At 67.6% G+C, this 19,243-nt stretch carries 22 protein-coding genes; 8 read left to right on the forward strand and 14 right to left on the reverse strand.

What is annotated here, in order from left to right; translation table 11 throughout:
• Positions 1-17: 17 nt before the first annotated feature.
• The 7 genes from QGN30_RS14810 to ag85B all read right to left on the reverse strand — a co-directional run bounded on the left by QGN30_RS14810 (position 18) and on the right by ag85B (position 5,386).
• On the reverse strand, positions 18-1,340 hold the full coding sequence (locus tag QGN30_RS14810) for a cytochrome P450 (RefSeq protein WP_038536384.1): 1,323 nt from the start codon (positions 1,338-1,340) through the stop codon (positions 18-20).
• 55 nt (positions 1,341-1,395) lie between these two features.
• Positions 1,396-1,818 (reverse strand): lipoprotein LpqH, encoded by a 423-nt coding sequence (locus QGN30_RS14815; protein WP_038536381.1) that lies wholly within the window; start codon positions 1,816-1,818, stop codon positions 1,396-1,398.
• A gap of 12 nt (positions 1,819-1,830) precedes the next feature.
• Positions 1,831-2,664, reverse strand: coding sequence for an SDR family oxidoreductase (locus QGN30_RS14820; protein ID WP_036459059.1), 834 nt, complete (start codon positions 2,662-2,664; stop codon positions 1,831-1,833).
• Positions 2,661-3,140, reverse strand: coding sequence for an SRPBCC family protein (locus tag QGN30_RS14825; RefSeq protein WP_170320593.1), 480 nt, complete (start codon positions 3,138-3,140; stop codon positions 2,661-2,663). Before QGN30_RS14825 ends, QGN30_RS14820 begins: the two co-directional genes overlap by 4 nt.
• Positions 3,141-3,175: 35 nt before the next feature.
• Complete coding sequence (gene rpfC / locus QGN30_RS14830; protein ID WP_038536378.1) at positions 3,176-3,613, reverse strand: resuscitation-promoting factor RpfC; 438 nt, start codon at positions 3,611-3,613, stop codon at positions 3,176-3,178.
• A gap of 105 nt (positions 3,614-3,718) precedes the next feature.
• Entirely contained in the window at positions 3,719-4,303 is a 585-nt protein-coding gene (locus QGN30_RS14835) for a chorismate mutase (protein ID WP_263656930.1), read from the reverse strand.
• Between the two features lie 90 nt (positions 4,304-4,393).
• Complete coding sequence (ag85B, locus tag QGN30_RS14840; protein WP_009952996.1) at positions 4,394-5,386, reverse strand: diacylglycerol acyltransferase/mycolyltransferase Ag85B; 993 nt, start codon at positions 5,384-5,386, stop codon at positions 4,394-4,396.
• Between the two features lie 629 nt (positions 5,387-6,015).
• Here ag85B and QGN30_RS14845 point away from each other — a divergent pair.
• Positions 6,016-7,152 carry a DUF7159 family protein gene (locus tag QGN30_RS14845; protein WP_198347120.1) on the forward strand — a complete coding sequence of 379 codons (1,137 nt, stop codon included), beginning with the start codon at positions 6,016-6,018 and terminating at the stop codon, positions 7,150-7,152.
• 19 nt (positions 7,153-7,171) lie between these two features.
• Here QGN30_RS14845 and QGN30_RS14850 read toward each other — a convergent pair whose 3' ends face one another.
• From QGN30_RS14850 to QGN30_RS14860, 3 genes are read right to left on the reverse strand one after another with little or no spacing between them, the layout of a single operon-like run.
• A complete protein-coding gene (locus tag QGN30_RS14850; RefSeq protein ID WP_038536373.1) occupies positions 7,172-7,732 on the reverse strand; it encodes a YceI family protein in 561 nt (186 codons plus the stop codon).
• Positions 7,733-7,744: 12 nt separating this feature from the next.
• On the reverse strand, positions 7,745-8,758 hold the full coding sequence (locus QGN30_RS14855; protein ID WP_095562717.1) for an alcohol dehydrogenase: 1,014 nt from the start codon (positions 8,756-8,758) through the stop codon (positions 7,745-7,747).
• Between the two features lie 9 nt (positions 8,759-8,767).
• Positions 8,768-10,054 carry a cytochrome P450 gene (locus tag QGN30_RS14860; RefSeq protein WP_014382588.1) on the reverse strand — a complete coding sequence of 429 codons (1,287 nt, stop codon included), beginning with the start codon at positions 10,052-10,054 and terminating at the stop codon, positions 8,768-8,770.
• Between the two features lie 245 nt (positions 10,055-10,299).
• On the opposite strand from QGN30_RS14860, the gene QGN30_RS14865 reads away from it, so the two are divergent.
• From QGN30_RS14865 to QGN30_RS14875, 3 genes are all read left to right on the forward strand, one after another.
• Complete coding sequence (locus tag QGN30_RS14865; RefSeq protein ID WP_008256836.1) at positions 10,300-10,704, forward strand: hypothetical protein; 405 nt, start codon at positions 10,300-10,302, stop codon at positions 10,702-10,704.
• An 11-nt stretch (positions 10,705-10,715) separates the two neighbouring features.
• Positions 10,716-11,006, forward strand: coding sequence for a hypothetical protein (locus tag QGN30_RS14870; protein WP_008256835.1), 291 nt, complete (start codon positions 10,716-10,718; stop codon positions 11,004-11,006).
• Between the two features lie 77 nt (positions 11,007-11,083).
• Positions 11,084-11,305 (forward strand): Rv1893 family protein, encoded by a 222-nt coding sequence (locus QGN30_RS14875; RefSeq protein WP_038536367.1) that lies wholly within the window; start codon positions 11,084-11,086, stop codon positions 11,303-11,305.
• A gap of 26 nt (positions 11,306-11,331) precedes the next feature.
• On the opposite strand, the gene QGN30_RS14880 is transcribed toward QGN30_RS14875, so the two are convergent.
• Positions 11,332-12,462, reverse strand: coding sequence for a nitronate monooxygenase (locus QGN30_RS14880; RefSeq protein WP_008256833.1), 1,131 nt, complete (start codon positions 12,460-12,462; stop codon positions 11,332-11,334).
• Between the two features lie 252 nt (positions 12,463-12,714).
• On the opposite strand from QGN30_RS14880, the gene QGN30_RS14885 reads away from it, so the two are divergent.
• Positions 12,715-14,664, forward strand: coding sequence for a flavin-containing monooxygenase (locus QGN30_RS14885; protein WP_038536363.1), 1,950 nt, complete (start codon positions 12,715-12,717; stop codon positions 14,662-14,664).
• 10 nt (positions 14,665-14,674) lie between these two features.
• Positions 14,675-15,700: an alcohol dehydrogenase catalytic domain-containing protein gene (locus QGN30_RS14890; protein WP_038536361.1), complete on the forward strand. Its 1,026-nt coding sequence runs from the start codon at positions 14,675-14,677 to the stop codon at positions 15,698-15,700.
• A 4-nt stretch (positions 15,701-15,704) separates the two neighbouring features.
• Here QGN30_RS14890 and QGN30_RS14895 read toward each other — a convergent pair whose 3' ends face one another.
• Positions 15,705-16,616, reverse strand: coding sequence for a class I SAM-dependent methyltransferase (locus QGN30_RS14895; protein WP_248923091.1), 912 nt, complete (start codon positions 16,614-16,616; stop codon positions 15,705-15,707).
• Between the two features lie 16 nt (positions 16,617-16,632).
• On the reverse strand, positions 16,633-17,064 hold the full coding sequence (dtd, locus tag QGN30_RS14900; RefSeq protein WP_009956813.1) for a D-aminoacyl-tRNA deacylase: 432 nt from the start codon (positions 17,062-17,064) through the stop codon (positions 16,633-16,635).
• A 52-nt stretch (positions 17,065-17,116) separates the two neighbouring features.
• Between dtd and QGN30_RS14905 the strand changes: the two genes are divergently transcribed.
• On the forward strand, positions 17,117-17,422 hold the full coding sequence (locus QGN30_RS14905; RefSeq protein ID WP_014382583.1) for an MTH1187 family thiamine-binding protein: 306 nt from the start codon (positions 17,117-17,119) through the stop codon (positions 17,420-17,422).
• Here QGN30_RS14905 and QGN30_RS14910 read toward each other — a convergent pair.
• Entirely contained in the window at positions 17,419-17,913 is a 495-nt protein-coding gene (locus tag QGN30_RS14910; protein ID WP_179293464.1) for a macro domain-containing protein, read from the reverse strand. The two genes, QGN30_RS14905 and QGN30_RS14910, sit on opposite strands and share 4 nt — an antisense overlap.
• A gap of 34 nt (positions 17,914-17,947) precedes the next feature.
• Here QGN30_RS14910 and QGN30_RS14915 point away from each other — a divergent pair, with 34 nt between their 5' ends.
• Positions 17,948-19,243, forward strand: a complete 1,296-nt coding sequence (locus tag QGN30_RS14915) for a competence/damage-inducible protein A (RefSeq protein ID WP_038536354.1) — start codon at positions 17,948-17,950, stop codon at positions 19,241-19,243.

The following is a 19,243-nucleotide window of genomic DNA, read 5'->3' on the forward strand; positions in this document are numbered from 1 at the left end:
GCCGCAATCGCGATCGGTCAGCTTTCGGCGGCGGCCATCGACCGGGCCGGCCCGAGCGCCACCGGCAGCGACGACCATCCCCGCAGCACGCGGGTCTCGCGCCGGCTGCCGGCGCCTGCCGCGCGCACCTCGGGGAAGCGGTCGAAGAACGTCCGCAGCCCGACTTCGCCCTCGGCGCGTGCCAGCGCCGCCCCGAGACAGAAGTGCCGGCCACCGGAAAAGGCGAGATGCCGCCCGGCGTTTGGTCTTTCGATGTCGAAGCGGTGTGGGTCGCTGAACACCGCCGGATCCCGGTTGGCGGCGGCCAGGTACACCAGCACCAGGTCGCCTCGGGCGACCTGGTGCCCCGCGATCTCGACATCGCCCCGCGCCATCCGGGCGGTCAGCTGCACCGGCGATTCCAGCCGCAGGATCTCCTCGACGGCGTTGGGCCACAGCTCCGGTCGTCGCCGTAGCGCGTCGAGGTGCTCGGGCGCGTCCAACAGCGTGCGAATCCCGTTGCCGAGCAGGTTCACGGTGGTCTCAAAGCCCGCCGCCAACACCAGTCCGGCGATCGCCTGAAGCTCGTTTTCGTTGAGATAGGTCTCCGCGGAGCCACTTTCGGCGGTCTGGATCAGCTGGCTCATCACGTTGTCGCTGGGTTCCCGGCGCAGCCGCTGCAGGTGTTCGGCGAGCCAGGAACTGAAGCCGGCGATCCCGTCCTGCACGCTGCGGTACTGCCGCCACGGCAACCCGATGTCTAGGCTCGGCGCGGCCAGCTCACCGAATTCCAGGACCCGCGGCCGATCCGACTCGGGAACGCCGAGGATCTCGCTGATGATCGAGACCGGAAGTTGCGCGCAGTAGCGCCCGACGATGTCGACGACGCCGGACTCACCGGTCAACCGCTCCAGCAGGTCGGCGGCCGTCTGCTCGACGCGCTCACGCAGGGCGGCGACCGCCCTGGGCGTGAACACCGCCGACACGGTCTTGCGGTAGCGGGTGTGGTCGGGGGGCTCGACGGCCAGCAAGGAAGGGGCACGCAGGGGGTGCAGGAGGTCGTCGCGGGTGCGGCGCTCGAGCCATCGCAAGGGCGCGGGCAGATTCGATCCGAAGATCACCACCCGGAAGTCGTCGGACCGCAACAGCTCGTGGGCGAGCGCGTGATCGGCGGTCAGGTAGGCGACGCGGCCCTTCACCAGTTTGCCCCGGGCCCGGACCTCGTCGTAGAAGCGCACCGGATCGGCCGCCACCGCCGGATCGGCGATCAACCGGGCCTGGACGTCACCCCGGCGCGCGCCGTACGCCGCGGCGCCGCGGATGAAGCCGTGCATCGCGAACCAGTGCAGTCGTTTTTTCACCGGCCCTCCCTCGCTCAGGTGTCGCTACGAGCGTAGGCCGCGCGCATCGGGGGAGTCAGCACTCCGCGACGATTTTGAATTCGGTGGTCACCACCTTGTTGGGATTGCTGCTGTTGATGCCGTACGCGCTGCCGGTGATGGTGTACGCGTCATGGGCGAGGTCGACATGCGCGTCTCCCACGCCGCCTTGCCAAAAGCTGCCGGTGAAGCCGTCGACGTTGCGGATCTTCACCCATTGCGGCATGGCCCGGTAGCCACTGAGCAGCATCACCGCCTCGACGCCGCCGTCGTGGTCCGGAATCGTGATGGTCCGATACATCTGGTCTTGCCGGCACGCGGGGGGACGTGTCGTGTGTGTGGCGCCGTCGATGGTCAGGCGGGCGGCGCGGCGGGGCGTCGTCTGCGCCGCGCTGCACCCCGCGACGCCGACGACGACCGCCGCCAGGATCAAAGCGACTGTGGGCAAGCGGTTTTGCACCAGCCGACCTCCTTACTGCCGCTTCGGCGCTAGCGCGGGTAGGGCCTTGACGATACTGCGTCGCACGAGTTCGGGGCTCAGGCCCTTGAAGAAGTCAATCAGGCGAATGCTTTTGGGCACATACCAATGCAGCCGCTTCTGATGGTGGTAGGCCTGCCACGCGGTTTCGGCGACGCTGCTGGCCGGCATCAGCCGCAGCGGGCCTCTTTTGGGGGCGGTGGCGCGCAACTCCTCGGCGGTTCTCGGCGCGGCGCCGTCGCCGGAGTGGTTGGTCGTCGTGGTGAGGATGGCGGTGTCGATCAGACCGGGCAGCACGTCGGCGACGCGCACCCCGTGCCGCTGCCATTCCACGCTGAGCGCCTCGGTCAGGCCCTTGACCGCGTGCTTGGTCGACGAGTAGACCGCGAGGCGGGGCATGCCGTAAGTCGCGGACGAGGACGACGTCGAAAACATCAGGCTGCCGGGGGTTTTCTTCAGGTACGGCAGCGCGCCGTAGGCGCCGGTCAGCACCGCTTTGTAGTTCACATCGACGAGGCGCATCGCGGCGTCATACGGCACGTCCTCGAACCACCCGGATTCGCCGACGCCGGCGTTGTTCCACATCATGTCGAGGCCGCCGCCGGCGTTGCCGGAGCAGAAGTCGGCCAGGGCGCCGTCCAGGGCCGCCTTGTCCGTCACGTCGACGGCGCGGGTCCACAGCCGGTCGCCGCCCAATTCTTGCTGCAGCGTGGTCAGGCCGTCGTCGTTGCGGTCCACCGCGCCCACCCGCCAGCCCTTGGCGTGGAACAGCTTTGCGCCTTCGCGGCCCATGCCGCTGCCGGCGCCGGTAATGAAGACCGATTTCACGACGCGTCGGCCTCGACCACGTCTTTGATGCGGTTCAGCGTCTTGGTCATGTCGCGGATGTTGCGGCGCTTGCGCAGAAATCCGCCGAACAACCAGTACACGCCCAGCCAGGGCGCGGGGTTGAGCCGAAACGACTCGGTGACGTCGGTCCCGCCGCCGCTGGGCGCCAAGCGGTAGTGCCAGTTGTTGACCTCCCGATCACCGAGCAGCACGGTGAAGCCGAATTCGCGGCCCGGATCGCACGCGGTGACCTTGCAGGTCGTCCAATACACGGGTCCCATTTCGTTGCGCCGGACGTGGCCGCGGAATTTCGCGCCGAGGGCCGGGCCGGTCGCATCGCCCAGCCACTCGGCCTCGAAAACCTCCGGGGAAAACCGTCCGGTGTTGCGCACGTCCGCGATGAGATCCCAGATCTTGGCCGCGGGCGCCGCCATGTGAACAGTCGCCGAACCTTCCATGGGCTGATCCAAACACAGCTTCGTGCGGGGTCATAGACCACGCGGGCGTGTCATCAGTGCGGGACGGCCGCCTGGATCAACCCGTTGATGATCTGCTTGATGCCCTGCGCCGGGTGCGAGTACCACCCGATCGGCAGGCCGGACTGCGCGCCGCACTTCGGCCAGGGCTCCACGCCCTCTTCCGCGAAAACCCGGTTGGCCACGGCGATTTGCTGCTCCCTGGAGGCGGTCGCCGGGTTGCCGACGCCGCCGTAACGCGCCCAGGTGGCCGGCTTGAATTGCAGTCCACCGTAATTGCCGTTTCCGGTGTTGGCGTGCCAGTTGCCGCCGGATTCGCATTGAGCGATCGCGTCCCAGTTGGGAGCGGCGTCCGCGCTCACCACACCCGTGGACGAAGCCATCGATGCTGCAACGAACCCGCCGACCGCTATGGACTTGACGAGAAGCTTGCAGAGATTCTTCATGTCAAGGTTTTCGGCGCGTGTGGCCAAAGCGTTACCTATTCGAAAATGGCGCGAGATATGCCTTCTATCTGCGGAAATCGCGTTATCGCCAGGCCAAATTCGACGGTTAGGAAATGGTGAGGAAAAATTAAATTATTGCTGGCAATACGATTGCGTCGCTGACCAGAGGGCGCGTCGGTAGAGGCCGTCGAGCCGACGACTCGCGACGACGGCGCCCCTGGCGGCGTCGAGCTGGCCCGCGCACGCCGGCGAGTGCAGCACGTCCCAGTTGGCCGATATCTGCGCCAGCATCGTCTGGTTGAGGCCGTCGATCGTCGACCGCGAGGCCGCGAGGTCCGGGGAGTCGGCCGGGGCGTCACCCGGATTGAGTTTCCAATCCGCGAACCGGCCGTATTCGATGGCCTCGGTCGCGCCGATCTGGTCACCGAAGACCCGGGTGATGTAGTCGCGGTCGATGCGTGCGGCGACGGCGTCGTCGCCGAGCTTTGCCAATTCCTGCCGGACGCGAACGGGGTCCTCAATTGCCCCGTGGGTTTTCCATTTATAGGCGGCCACCGGGTCGGCAACCTGTAGCCGTTGCGCGGCGGCGTCGACCAACGGGGTCAGGGGATTCGCGTCGTCGGCGCGGGCCGGCGCCGCCCACACCGCCAGGCCGCCGACCACGCCGACACACAGGGGAACGAGACGGACGCGGTGCGGGCGCGCGCTGCGGGACATAGCGACGATTCTGGCGTGAATCGCCGCCCCTTAACGCACTACTGCGCCTGACGTGTCGTCAAGCGCAGTAGTGGCGTCAGGTGAATAGGGTTATCCGCCGCCGCCCGAGGAAGCGCCCAGCGCGCTCTGCAGGTCGGGCTTCATGGCGTTGAGCTGGGCTCCCCAGTACTCCCAGCTGTGTGTTCCGTTGGCGTTGAAGTTGAACACGGCGTTGTGGCCGCCGGCCGCGTTGTACGCGTCCTGGAACTTCAGGTTGCTGCTGCGCACGAAGTTCTCCAGGAACTCGGCAGGCATGTTCGCCCCGCCCAGCTCCGACGGTGTCCCGTTACCGCAGTACACCCAGAGCCGGGTGTTGTTACCGACCAGCGCCGGGATTTGCAGGCTGGGGTCGTTGCGCTGCCAGGCCGGGTCGCTCGACGGGCCCCACATGGCGTCCGCCTTGTAACCGCCGGCATCTCCCATCGCCAAGCCGATCAGCGAGGGGCCCATGCCCTGGGACGGGTCCAGCAGCGCGGAGAGCGATCCGGCGTAGACGAACTGGTTGGGGTGGTTCACGGCCAGGATCATCGCCGAGGAGCCGGACATCGAGATGCCGACCGCGGCGCTGCCGGTGGACTTGACGCCCTTGTTCGAGGCCAGGTACTGCGGCAGTTCGCTGGTCAGGAAGGTCTCCCACTTATAGGTCGAGCAGCCGGCCTTCCCGCACGCGGGCTGGTACCAGTCGGCGTAGAAGCTGGACTGACCGCCGACCGGCATGATGACCGACAGACCCGACTGGTAGTACCACTCGAACGCCGGGGTGTTGATGTCCCAGCCGTTGTAGTCGTCTTGAGCCCGCAGCCCGTCCAGCAGATAGACCGCGGGGGAGCCGTTGCCACCGCTTTGGAACTGGACCTTGATGTCGCGACCCATTCCCGCGGACGGCACTTGCAGGTACTCGACGGGCAGGCCCGGACGCGAAAACGCATTCGCGGTCGCCGCGCCGCCGGCAATACCGATCAGGCCCGGCAGCGTTGCAGCCGCGGCTGCACCGACCACAAGTCGGCGCCCCCAGGCCCGGACCTTCTCGCTCAGATCTGTCATACCTGCCCCTTGTCGGATGTGATCGAATGTGATCGCGGTCTCACAGGAATTTACCGTGTAAGTCCGTCAAATGTCGATTGGGACGCGGACGCGTCTCGGTTTCGTATCGCTTTTACCTCGCAATTTCGCCACCCGGGGACCCGGGCGGCGACCATCGGCGAGTACCCGCTCGGCGTCCGCTTAACCGAGCCGCCGCAAAAGTCGCCGGCCGGCGGCGGCCTCCGGTGTGCGCGGCGCCGAAAGCCCTTGAGACCGCGCGATAGACACAGCGCGCGCCCGATCGACCCAGATGCGATTTCGGCGGACGGTCAGCGGCGGTGCGTGTCGCGCCGTCGACCGTCTGAATCCGCCATCGGGCGCACAGCGACACCGGAATTGTGTGCATATCCGATGAGAACGGCGCGGCGTCCCCTTCCGATCAACCCAATTGGGATTATCGGCGTGTCGCGAGGCGGTGTGGACCGGCGCCGCCCGGTTTGCGCCGACCGCGTAGGCTCTGTCGAAGCAAGCCGATGAAGACCACGCTATCCCGTGTCTGTTCCGGCCCTCACGAACCTCCGCACCAGCGGTTTGATGGTGCGCGTCGGTGCGTCTGGGAGCCGAGGCGCGGGACCGATTGGGGCATAGATTTGGACACGGTACTTGGCCTGTCAGTGACGCCGACCGCCGTCGGCTGGGTCCTCGCTGAGGGACACGGCGCAGACGGCACCATCCTGGATCACCAGGAGTTGGCGCTGCGCGCCGGCCGGGGTGTCCGCGCCGTGAACACCGCGGAGCAAGTCGTCGACGAGGTCTTGCGGGTCGACACGGCGGCGGCCGCGAGCGATCAACGACTGCGCGTCATCGGGGTGACCTGGAACGACGACGCAGCCGCTCAGGCGGCGCTGGTGCTGGAGGCGTTGACCGACTCGGGTTTCGACAACGTCGTGCCGGTCCGGTTCCTCGAGGCCATCGAGACCCTGGCGCAGGCCATCGCACCCGTCATCGGTTACGAACAGACCGCGGTCTGCATTCTCGACCATGACGCCACGACCGTCGTCATGGTCGACACTCAGGACGGCGAGACCCAGACGGCGACCAAGCAGGTGCGCGGCGGCCTCGACGGCCTGACCCGGTGGCTGACCGGCATGTTCGACCGCGACGGATGGCAACCCGGCGGGGTTGTCGTCGTCGGCGCACACCGCGACATCGACGGTTTCTCATGGCAACTCGAAAAGGCCTTGCCGGTACCGGTTTTCGTGCAATCGATGGCCCAGGTGACGATCGCACGGGGCGCGGCGCTGTCCGCGGCCCGCAGCACCGAGTTCACCGACGACCAGCTGGTGGCGCACCACAGCGAACCCATTTCCTCAGCGCCGGCACGACAGCGGCACCTGTCGTACGCCGGGGCCCTCACGGCGTTGGCCGCCGGTGCGGTCACGTTCGTCGGCTCGGTGTCGCTGGCGGTGGGGATCCACGTGGGCCCGGCCAGCGCGCCCGCGTCCAAGCACACCACCCATCCGTCCACGCCCCAGGCCGCCGAGGCGGCCCAGGCCGTCGCGCCGCTTCCGGCGCCCCCACCGGTCAAACGACCCGCCCAGCCGCCCGCCGCCGGCGAGCCCGCTGCCGAGCCGGCCGCGCCGGAAGAGCAACCGGGCGTCGGTGGCGATCGGCAGCCGGATCCGGGTAACGGGCAGCCCTACTTGACCCGCGTGCTCGAGCACATCCCCGGGGACGCGGGCGACGCGGCCGATTCGGCGCCGCGCGCGGCGGGCGGGCAGCCCTGATCTCGCCCGGAAGTTTTGTTCACCCGTCCTTGGCGTGAACCGCGGTAAACGTCAATGACACGTCGTCGGCGACCTGGACCGAGCCCATCAGCAGCGAGTAGGGCTTGACGCCGTAATCGGTTTGCCGGACGGCGGTTTCACCCGATATGCGCCACGCGTTTCCGAGATCTTCGGTGCGCACGTCGACGACGTGGTCTCGCGAGGTGCCATGGATCTCGAGCGTGCCGGTGAGCCGGTACCCGTCGCCGGCCCGCTCGATGACATCCGTACTGTAACGAATCTCGGGAAATCGCTTGGCGTCCAACGACTTCAATGCATTGGAGCGCACCTGCGCCTTCTCGGTCGCGGACAGCCCTTTGATGCCGCCCTCGGCGTTCACCACGGCGAAGGAACCGAGGTCGACCGCAAGTTCGGCGCTGACGGGTCGCGAACCCGCCCAATTCACGGTGGCACGCCAGCGCGACATCACGATGGTGAGGCGGTGGCCCATCCGCGCCGCTCGCCCGGCAACACCGGTGTGGAGCAACAGTTCACCGTCGGGCGGGCCGATCGTCCACGTCGCGCCCTTCTCAGAAGTCACGGACCGACGCTGTCACATGGTCAAGACGGTGCGGTAATGCGCTCGCCCCTGCTCCAGCGCCGCATAGCCGTCGGCCGCCTGCGCCAGCGGTAACTCCTCGATCCACGCCCGAACGCCGGACAGGACCGCGAAATGCATGGTGTCCTCGACGTCTTTGGCCGTACCGGAGGGATGCCCGACGATGCTGACGCCGGGGGTGATCAGCTGTACGGGGCTGATCGGCAGCGGCTCGGGCGTGACGCCGATGGTGACCAGTTCACCTCGCGGGACGATGCCGCCGACGGTGGCGGCCATCGCCTTCGAATTGCCCGCGGTGGCCAGGACGACGGTCGCGCCGCCCAAGTCCTTCAGCGCTTCGGCGGGATCGTTGGCGGTGGAATCGATGTAGTGATGGGCGCCCAGTTTCCGGGCGTCATCGGCCTTGCCGCTGCCGCGGTTGATCGCGATGGTCTCGAAGCCCATCGCCCGGGCGAACTGCACGCCGAGGTGGCCCAGGCCACCGACGCCCAGTATCGCCACGCGATCGCCGGGCAAGGCTTTCGTGTGACGCAACGCGTTGTAGGTGGTGACGCCGGCACACCCCATGGGGGCGGCTTCGGCGTCGGAGAGCTCGGCCGGTATCCGGGCCAGGGCGCTCACCGGGACGGTCACCGATTCCGCGTATCCGCCGGGATACTGCCAGCTCGGCACCTTCCCGTTCGCGCAGTGAATGAAGAGGCCCTTGCGGCATTGATCGCAGCTGTAGCAGCACCCGCCGAACCAACCGACCGCGACGCGATCGCCGATCGCGAAATCCTGCACGCCGTCACCGACTTCGGCGACCTTGCCCGCGATCTCATGTCCGGGCGTCAGGGGCCACGAGATGCCCGGGAACCCCCCGTTGACGAAGTGCGCGTCGGTGCCACAGATCCCGCACGCGCCGACCGTCAGTCGTACCTCGTCGCGGCCGGGTGGTTGGGTTTCGACTTCGGCCAGCTCTAGGGGGCCGCCTGCGGACTGGATCCGGACAGCTTGATGTTTGGGCATCGGCTTAGCTTAGTGCGCGGCAGGGGCTTTCGCTTTGCCATCGGTGTGGTAGTCCACCTGCCAGTGCTTGATCCCGTTGAGCCAGCCCGACCGCAGGCGTTCGGGCTTGCCGATGGATTCGAGGTCGGGGATGCCGTCGGCGATCGCGTTGAACATCAGGTCGATCGTCATGCGTGCCAGGTTCGCCCCGATGCAGTAGTGGGCGCCGGTTCCGCCGAACCCGACGTGCGGGTTGGGATCGCGCAGGATGTTGAACGTGAACGGATCGTCGAAGACGTCCTCGTCGAAATTGGCTGAGCGGTAGACCATTACGACCCGCTGACCCTTTTTGATCCGCACACCGGACAGTTCGTAGTCCTCGAGCGCGGTGCGCTGAAACGAGGTGACCGGGGTGGCCCACCGGACGATCTCGTCGGCGGCGGTGCCGGGACGCTCCTTCTTGAACAGCTCCCATTGGTCGGGAAAGTCGGTGAAGGCCATCATGCCCTGGGTGATGGAGTTGCGGGTGGTCTCGTTTCCGGCCACCGCCAACAGGATCACGAAAAAGCCGAATTCATCGTCGGAAAGCTTGTGCCCGTCGATGTCGGCCTGGACCAGCTTGGTGACGAGGTCTTCCCCCGGATTCTTCGTCCGCTCGGCCGCCATCTGCATGCCGTACATGATGAGTTCGACCGAGGCGGTGATGGCGTCGTTGTTGGCGAATTCGGGGTCCTGGTCGCCGACCATCTCGTTGGACCAGTGGAACAGTTTCTTGCGTTCTTCCTGCGGCACGCCCATCAACCCGGCGATGGCCTGCAGCGGCAGTTCGCACGACACCTGCTCGACGAAGTCGCCGCGGCCCTCGGCGGCCGCTTGCTCGACGATGTGGCGGGCCCGCTCGGCGAGGTCTTCGCGCAGGCGCTCGATGGCCCGTGGCGTGAACGCCCGCGAAATGATCTTGCGCAGCCGGGTGTGCTGCGGCGCATCCATGTTGAGCAGGACGAACTTGCCGCGCTCGATCTGCTCGCCGACCGTGCCGTCCTTGTAGCGCGGCAGCGCGGTCTTCTGCAGGCTGGAGAACACGTCACTGCGCAGCGAGACCTCTTTGACGTCCTTGTGCTTGGACACCACCCAAAAGCCGCCGTCGTCGAACCCGCCGGCACCGATCGGTTGTTCGTTCCACCAGATCGGCGCCGTGCGGCGCAGCTCGGCCAGTTCTTCCACCGGCAATCGCTCGGCGTGGATGTCCGGATCGGTGAAGTCGAAGCCTGGAGGCAGATTGGGGACCGGCTTGGTGCTGGGCTCGACGGTTGACATGGCGCACTCCTCGATACGAAGTCGTCTAGGCGTCCTTGTGCAAGGAAACCATTGCCGGACCACGGTTGGGAAGCATTGACGCAAGATCGTCGGGGGCAAATTGGAACGTGTTCCGCGGGTGCGCTTTGTCCGCCACGGTCGTGCGCCGGCGGGGATCGCGGCCGCGCGCCGAAACCGTCTTGTGGCCCGCGGCCCGACCGATATGCTTTGGTGCAGGTCACCGGCGACGACAGGCGGGGTGGAACATGATTCGGGAATTGCTGAGCGCCGCTTCGATAGCGGGCATCACGATCGGCATGGCGCCGTGCGCGGCCGCCGACCCGCATTACGACGGCGACGTCCCGGGCATGAATTATCAAGCTTCGCTGGGCGCCCCGTGCGACAACTACGAGCGCTTCATCTTCGGACGAGGGCCCAGCGGCCAGGCCGAGGCCTGTCACTTCCCGCCGCCGAACCAGTTCCCGGCGGCCACTACCGGGTACTGGGTCGCTTCCTATCCGCTCTACGGGGTCCAGCAGACCGGCGCGAAATGCCCGGGCTCGCAGGCGGCGGCGCAGACTCCGGACGGGCTTCCCATGCTGTGCCTGGGGGAGCAGGGATGGCAGCCCGGATGGTTTACCGGCGCAGGGTTTTTCCCGCCCTCCGACTGATCGGCACGACGATGAAGCGTGGTGAGCAAGGCGCGTCGCCCGTGCCCCGCTGGCTGCGTTTCGTCCTGGCCTCGGATCGCGCCGGGTCGGCGTGGTACATCGGCACCGGATTCTTCTTCGCGCCCGTGCTGGCCGTGTTTTCGCCGTGGCCCGCGGTCACCGCCGTGCTGTGGGGCGTCATCGCGGTGGCAGGGCTGTGGTTGGGGCTGCTGGGCATCGCGATGGCCATCGGTCTGGCCCGAATACTGCGCTCGGGGGCCGAAATTCCCGAAGACTACTGGCGCACCCTCGTGCACTACTGAAGCCCACCGCCGCCGAGAAATGGGGCCTCGTCCCGTCTAGAGTTCAGGGCAACGAACCTGCGACAAAGGAGACTCGAGTGGCCTTCAATCCCAAAGATGCGGTCGACGCGGCGAGGGACATCGCGACCAACGCCGTCGAGAAAGCCTCCGACATCGTCGAGCACGCCAGCGACATCATCCGGGGTGACCTCGCCGGCGGTGCCAGCGGAATCGTTCAGAATTCCATCGACATCGGCACGTACGCCCTGGACCGGACGAAGGAAGTGTTCACCGGCCGGCAGGACGTTGACGACATCTAGCCCCGCCGGCCGGGCAAGCCCCGCCGTCAGACGGAGGCGGCCTCGTTGAGCTCGTCGAGCCTGTTGGTCGCTTCCAGGTACTCCTGCACCCAGCGCTCGATGACCGTCGACGTCTTCTCCACCTTGGTGAACTGCCCGACGACCTGACCGACCGGGTTGAACGCGACATCCACGGATTCGTTCGGGTACCTGTTCGTGGCACGAACCGCCATGCCGGACACCATGTATTGCAACGGCATTCCGAGGGGCTTCGGGTTCTCCGGGGCCTCCCACGCCTCGGTCCAGTCGTTGCGCAGCATGCGGGCCGGCTTGCCGGTGAACGACCGGCTGCGGACGGTGTCGCGGCTGCCCGCCTTGACGTAGGCCTCCTGCTGGACCGGGGTGTTCGAGGATTCCTCGACCATCAGCCACTGCGATCCGGTCCACGCGCCCTGTGCGCCCAGCGCCAGCGCGGCCGCGATCTGCTCGCCGCTGCCGATGCCGCCGGCGGCCAGCACCGGAACCGGGGCGACCTCCTTGACGACCTGCGGCCACAGCACGATCGAGCCCACCTCGCCGCAGTGCCCGCCGGCCTCGCCGCCCTGCGCGATGATGATGTCGACGCCCGCGTCCGCGTGCTTGCGGGCCTGCGAGGGGGAGCCGCACAGCGCGGCCACCTTGAGTCCGGCCTCGTGGATGTGCTTGATCATGTCGGCCGGCGGGGTGCCCAGCGCGTTGGCGATCATCTTCACCTTCGGGTGCTTGAGCGCCACCTCGACCTGGGGTGTGGCCGTCGCCTCGGTCCAGCCGAGCAGCTGCAGGGTGTCGCCGTCGCTGTCCTCGACCGGCACGCCGTGGTCGGCGAGGATCTTCTTCCCGAAGTCAAGGTGCTCCTGGGGCACCATCTTGCGCAGCGTCTCGGCCAGCTCCTCCGCGGACAGGTGTGAGTCCATGCCCTCGTACTTGTTGGGGATGACGATGTCGACGCCGTAGGGGTGGTCGCCGATGTTCTCGTCGATCCAGTTGAGCTCGATCTCGAGCTGCTCAGGCGTGAAGCCGACGGCCCCGAGCACGCCGAACCCCCCGGCCTTGCTGACCGCCACGACGACGTCGCGGCAGTGGGTAAAGGCGAAGATCGGGAACTCGATGCCGAGTTCGTCGCAAATAGGGGTGTGCATTACAACTCCTGGGATGCTCGCCGAATTGGAACGTGTTCTAGTTTAGTACGGACGTCACTGACGTGGCCAGCGGGTCCTGAACTGCGCCCCATCACTACGGGCCGTCGCCGCCGAGCGGGCCGCGACGCCGTTCGGCCTGCCACCGCCTTTGATCCCTTGATCCCGCACCGAGCGACCGGGTAGCGTAGTGCTGCCAATTACGAAACTACGCGTAGCGTAATTGGCTTCCAAACCACCGAGAGGATCGGCTTGATGCGCAGCCGCTACGCCGGCGATCCCTTCACCACGTCTACGCCCGAGATCGCCGCCGCCCTAGAGGATGTCAGCATCCCGACGCTGCTGCTCTCCCTCGTCCACATCACCGGCGACCCCCGATTCATCCGCGACTACAAGCAGATGGGCATCTTCCTCAACGAGGTCCAGGGGTTCATGTCGGAGGAGGACAAGGCGCGGGCCCGCGCCGAGGCGCTGACGGTGATCACCGAGTATCGGGATCGCGGCTGCCCCGAACCGGCGCCGCTGAGCCCGGAGCTCATCAGGGAAATGATGGATTGGGCGGCGTGTGAGCACGTTCCCGACGACTATCTGTCCCTGGTTTCCGAAGAACTGGACCTCGCCGGGGTCGACCCCCGGCGGCCGGCCGCGTTGCCGGCAGAGCGCGCGGCGCAGCTTCCGGTTCTGGTCGTCGGGTGCGGCGAATCCGGCATCCTTGCCGGCGTGCGCCTCAAGCAGGCCAACATTCCGTTCACCATCGTCGAGAAGAACGCCGGCCCGGGCGGAACATGGTGGGAGAACCGCTATCCCGGCGCCCGTGTCGACGTCGCGAACCATTTCTATTGCTACAGCTTCGAACCCAACAACGACTGGACCCATTTCTTCGCCGAGCAAAACGAGCTGCAGGACTATTTCACCAAGGTCATCGACGAACACGACCTGGCCGACCGGATACGTTGGCAGACCGAGGTTCTCGCGGCCGAATGGGACGACGACGACGGCACCTGGACCGTGTCGCTGCGATCGGCCGACGGCCGCAGGTCGACCCTGCGCGCACGCGCGCTCATCACGGCGGTGGGCCAGCTGAACAGGCCCAACATTCCCGAATTCGCCGGAGCACAGACTTTCCGGGGCCCGTCGTTTCACTCGGCGGCCTGGGATCACTCGGTGGACCTCAAAGGCAAGCGGGTCGCGCTCGTCGGCGCAGGCGCCAGCGGGTTCCAGATCGCGCCCGCCATCGCCGAGGAGGTCGAGCGCCTGACGGTGTTCCAGCGGACCGCGCAGTGGATGTTCCCGAACCCGATGTATCACGACGAGGTCGGCGACGGTGTGCGCTGGGCGATGCGCCACCTGCCGTTCTACGGTCGGTGGTATCGCTTCCTGGTGCTATGGCCCGGCTCGGACAAGGGCCTCGACGCCGCCGAGGGCGACCCGAACTACGCCGATCAGGACCACGCCGTCAGCGACATCAACGCCGGCGCGCACATGATGTTCTCCCAGTGGATCACCAGCCAGGTCGGCGAAGACTCGCCGTTGTTGGCCAAGGTGTTGCCGGACTATCCCGCCTGCGGCAAGCGCACGCTGCAGGACAACGGCAGCTGGCTGAGAACGCTGCAGCGCGACAACGTCGAGTTGGTGCGCACACCGATCGACCGGATCACGCCGCAGGGCATCGTCACCGAAGACGGAGTGGCGCACGACGTCGACGTCATCGTCTACGCAACGGGGTTCCGGCACACCGACGTGCTGTGGCCGCTGAAGATCACCGGCCGCAACGGCGTCGACCTGCACAAGATGTGGGGGAGCAGGCCGTATGCCTACCTCGGGATCACCGTCCCGCAGTTCCCGAACTTCTTCATCGTCTACGGGCCCGGAACCCACCTGGCCCACGGGGGCAGCCTGATCTTCCAGTCCGAACTGCAGATGCGCTACATCGACCAATGCCTGGCGCGCCTGGCCGAGGCCGATGTGCATTCGGTCGAGCCGAAACTTGACGCCGCTACGGACTGGCACCGGCGGACGCAGACCCAGATCAAGAAGATGGTGTGGTCACACCCGGCGGTCAAGCACTCGTATTTCAAGAACGCCGACGGCGAGATTCACACCGTCAGCCCGTGGCGCCTCAACGAGTACTGGTCGGCGGTGCGTGAACCAGACTGGTCACAATTTGTAGTGCGCCAGAAAGATCAAGCGCGACAAGGGAAGTGAGCACACCGATATGCGCACGGTAGTCGTCGATGGGCCCCGCAGCATCCGGGTCGACACCCGCCCCGACCCAACGCTGCCGGGCCCGGACGGAGCGATCGTCGAGGTGACCGCCGCCGGAATCTGCGGCTCGGATCTGCACTTCTACGAGGCCGACTTCCCGATGCCCGATCCCATCGCCCTCGGCCACGAAGCCATCGGCACGGTGGTGGACGCCGGGCCGCAGGTGCGCAACGTCAAGGTCGGCGATCAGGTCATGGTGTCGTCGGTCGCCGGCTGCGGCGCGTGCGCGGGGTGCGCCACCCGCGATCCGGTCATGTGCCACTCCGGCTTTCAGATCTTCGGCGGCGGAGTGCTCGGTGGCGCGCAGGCCGATCTGCTCGCGGTGCCCGCCGCCGATTTCCAGCTCCTGAAGATGCCCGAGGGCATCAGCACCGAGCAGGCGCTGCTACTCACCGACAATCTCGCCACCGGCTGGGCCGCGGCGCAGCGCGCCGACATTCCGTTCGGCGGGACCGTGGCGGTGATCGGCCTCGGAGCGGTCGGCCTGTGCTCGCTGCGCAGCGCGCTTTTTCAGGGCGCGGCAACTGTTTTCGCCGTCGATCAGGTCGACGGCCGGTTACAGCGCGCCGCGCGGTGGGGGGCGACACCCGTCAAGGCGCCGGCGCTCGAGGAGATCCTTGCCGCCACCGGCGGCCGCGGCGTCGATGCGGTGATCGACGCCGTCGCCACCGACGCATCCCTGACCGAGGCGCTCAACGCCGTCCGGGCGGGCGGAACCGTCTCGGTCGTCGGTGTGCACGACATGAATCCGTTTCCGCTCAACGCGCTGGGCTGCCTGATCCGCAGCATCACGTTGCGGATGACCACCGCGCCGGTGCAGCGAACCTGGCCGGAATTGATCCCGCTGCTGCAGTCCGGCCGCCTCGATGTCGACGGCATCTTCACCACGACAATGCCTTTGGACGACGCGGCCAAGGGCTATGCGACCGCGGAATCGCGCTCCGGCGACGATGTGAAGATCCTGCTGCAGCCCTAGGCCTTCACCGGGTGACGGTGATGTATTGGGACCGCATGAAACTGTCGATCTTGACGTCGACCTCCGGCGGGGTCATGCCGTAACCGGCTTGCAAATCGAGCGTGTTGCGGACGGGTTCGACGGCCCACCCGTGCGCGGTCAGCCACTCTGCGGGATCGGACTGCGGTTCGTACGTCAGAGCCGAAAAGTCAACGTTGCCCGACACGTTGACCCCCGGGTGATCCGCCTCCAAGGCGTGGAGCTGGTCATGGTCCAGCCGCGACCCCAGCGCGCCGATCGCGATCCGGCTGCCCGGCGCGCTGAGCCCGCTGATCCGGGTGAACAGCGCGTGTTGCGCCTCGTCGGTCAGGTAGGGCAGCAACCCCTCCACCGACCAGGCGCTCGGGCTCTCGACATCGAACCCGGCCGCCTCCAAGGGCCGCGACCAGTCGGTGCGCAGATCGGCGGCGACCTCGATCCGGTTCGCCTTCGGCGCGGCACCCTGCTCGTCGAGCACACGCGTCTTGAACTCGAGGACCTTCGGCAAGTCGACCTCGAAGACCCTTGTGCCGTCGGGCCATTCAAGGCGGAACGCCCGCGAATCCAGGCCGGCGGCGACGATCACCGCCTGGCGTATGCCCGCCTGGCCGGCGCCGACGAAGAAGTCGTCGAAGAACCGGGTCTGCACGCCATACAGCCGCGGAAAGGCCGTCTCGTCCTCGGTGCTGCCCGGGTTCGCAAGCACCCCCGCCAGATACGGGTCCCGCGAGGCGGCGATGAAGACCTTCGCGTATTCGTCGCGCACCAGCGGCTGCGGGCCCACGGCGTGCAGGGCACGCCATCCCGCCACGAGCAGCGCGGTGTAGCCGACGCTGCTGACGATGTCCCAGTTGTCGTCGTCGGAGCGGAGCGATCCGAATTCAGGTGTCGTGCCCACGGGGCCAACGTACCCTTCAGAGTTCGAGCAGCACCGTGACCGGGCCGTCGTTGACCAACTCGACCTGCATGTTCGCGCCGAACACCCCGGTCTGTACCTCGGCGCCCAGCCGCTGCAGCGTCGCGGCGAACTCCGCCACCAGCGGCTCGGCCACCGGCCCGGGGGCGGCCGCATTCCACGACGGGCGGCGGCCCTTGGCGGTGTCGGCGTACAGGGTGAACTGACTGATGACCAGGATGGGGGCTCTTGCGTCGGCCGCGGACCGCTCCTCGGCGAGAATCCTTAGGTTCCAGAGCTTTTCGGCGAGCCGGCGGGCCTTGTCGCGATCGTCGGTGTGGGTGACGCCGACGAATGCCAACAGCCCCTGGCCATCCGGCCGGATCGCTCCCACCACCGCGCCGTCGACCGTCACCGTCGCCGACGAGACCCGTTGCACCAACACCCGCATGGGCCTCGATGGTGCCAGACCGGCCGGGGCGGGGGTGGGTACGCTCGACAGGGTGTCCGTGCTCGTCGCGTTTTCCGTCACCCCGATGGGGGTGGGCGAGGGTGTCGGCGAGATCGTCGCCGAGGCGGTTCGGGTGGTTCGCGAGTCCGGCCTGCCCAACAAGACCGACTCGATGTTCACGGTGATCGAGGGCGACACGTGGGAGCAGGTCATGGCGGTGGTGCAGCGCGCCGTCGAGGCCGTGGCGGCCCGGGCGCCGCGGGTGAGCACGGTGATCAAGGCCGATTGGCGCACCGGGGCCAGCGACGCGATGACGCAGAAGGTTGCCTCCGTCGAGCGCTACCTTTCCGAGAGCTAGGCCCGCAGCGCGGCCCGAAACGCTTGCTCCGCCGCGTCGCCGTGCACGGCGAACACCACCTTGCGCAGCGAGTCCGGCTGGTGCCGCCGGACGGTGTCGACCATCAGCCGGGCGGCCTGGTCGAGCGGGAACCCGCCGACACCGGTGCCGAAGGCCACCAGCCCCAGCGTGCGGCAGCCGAGCTCGTCGGCCTTGCGCAATGTCGAAGCCGTGGCGGCGCCGATGATCTCGGCCGAGGTCGGCCCACCGAGTTCCATGGTCGCCGCGTGGATGACGTAGCGCGCGGGCATGTCGCCGGCGGTGGTCTCGATCGCTTCGCCGAGCCCGATCGGCGCCTTCTCGGTCGATTCGCGCTGCACGTCGGGCCCGCCCGCGCGCGAGATGGCCGCGGCGACGCCGCCACCGTGCCGCAGCTGCGTGTTGGCGGCGTTGGCGATCGCGTCCACGTCGAGCTTGGTCACGTCGGCCGCAAGCACCTCTAACTCGATCATCGGCTCATTGTCCCGCAGGCCCATGCGTAGGCTCATGGCGGTGAGCGCACGTGCAGGCATCGTTGTCACCGGAACCGAGGTCCTCACCGGACGCGTCCAAGACGCCAACGGCCCCTGGATCGCCGATCGCCTCCTGGAGCTGGGCGTCGAGCTCGCGCACATCACGATCTGCGGCGACCGGCCCGCCGACATCGAAGCCCAGCTGCGGTTTCTCGCCGATCAAGGCGTGGACCTGATCGTCACCAGCGGCGGCCTGGGGCCCACGGCCGACGACATGACCGTCGAGGTGGTGGCGCGCTTCTGCGGGCGCGAGCTGGTGTTGGATGCCGAGGTCGAAGAGAAGATCGCGAACATCCTCAAGAAGCTGATGGGGCGCAATCCCGCGTTCCAATCCGCCTTGGACCCCGGCACTTTCGAGTCGCTGCGCGCCGCCAACCGCAAGCAGGCCATGGTCCCGGCCGGGGCGCAGGTGCTCGATCCGGTCGGCACCGCACCGGGTGTCGTGGTGCCGGGCAAGCCCGCGGTGATCGTGCTCCCGGGACCCCCGCGCGAGCTGCAGCCGATGTGGCACACGGCCATCCAGACACCGGCGGCGCAGGACGCGATCGCCGGCCGGACCATTTATCGGCAGGAGATGCTGCGGATGTTCGGGCTGCCCGAGTCGGGGCTGGCCGAGACGCTGCGCGACGCCGAAAAGACCGTGCCCGGCTTCGACCGCCTCGAGATCACCACCTGCCTGCGGCGCGGGGAGATCGAAATGGTCACCCGCTACGAGCCGGACTCCGCCGACGCGTACACGCAACTGACGAAGCTGCTGCGCGAGAGGCACGGGCATCAGCTGTACTCCGAAGACGGCTCGCGTGTCGACGATCTGGTCGCGCAGCTTCTCACCGGGCACCGGATCGCGACGGCGGAGTCGTGCACCGCGGGACTGCTGGCGGCGCGGCTGACCGATCGGCCCGGATCGTCGGACTACGTGGCCGGCGGGGTGGTGTCCTACTCGAACGAGGCGAAAGCGGAGGTGCTCGGCGTCGACCCGGCGCTGATCGAAGCGCATGGCGCGGTATCGGAGCCGGTGGCCGAGGCCATGGCCGCGGGCGCGCTGCAACGCTTCGGCGCCGACACCGCGGTCGCGATCACCGGGATCGCCGGACCGGGCGGGGGCACGGAAGACAAGCCGGTCGGGACGGTCTGCTTCAGCGTGAAGGTGGCGGGCGGTCGCACGGACACTCGCACCCTGCGCCTTCCGGGCAACCGGTCCGATATCCGGGAACGCTCGACGACGGTGGCCATGCACCTGCTGCGGCGCCTGCTGGCCGACGCCGACTAG

Source organism: Mycobacterium sp. 3-98 (genome assembly GCF_035918355.1).
Taxonomy (GTDB): Bacteria; Actinomycetota; Actinomycetes; order Mycobacteriales; family Mycobacteriaceae; genus Mycobacterium; species Mycobacterium intracellulare.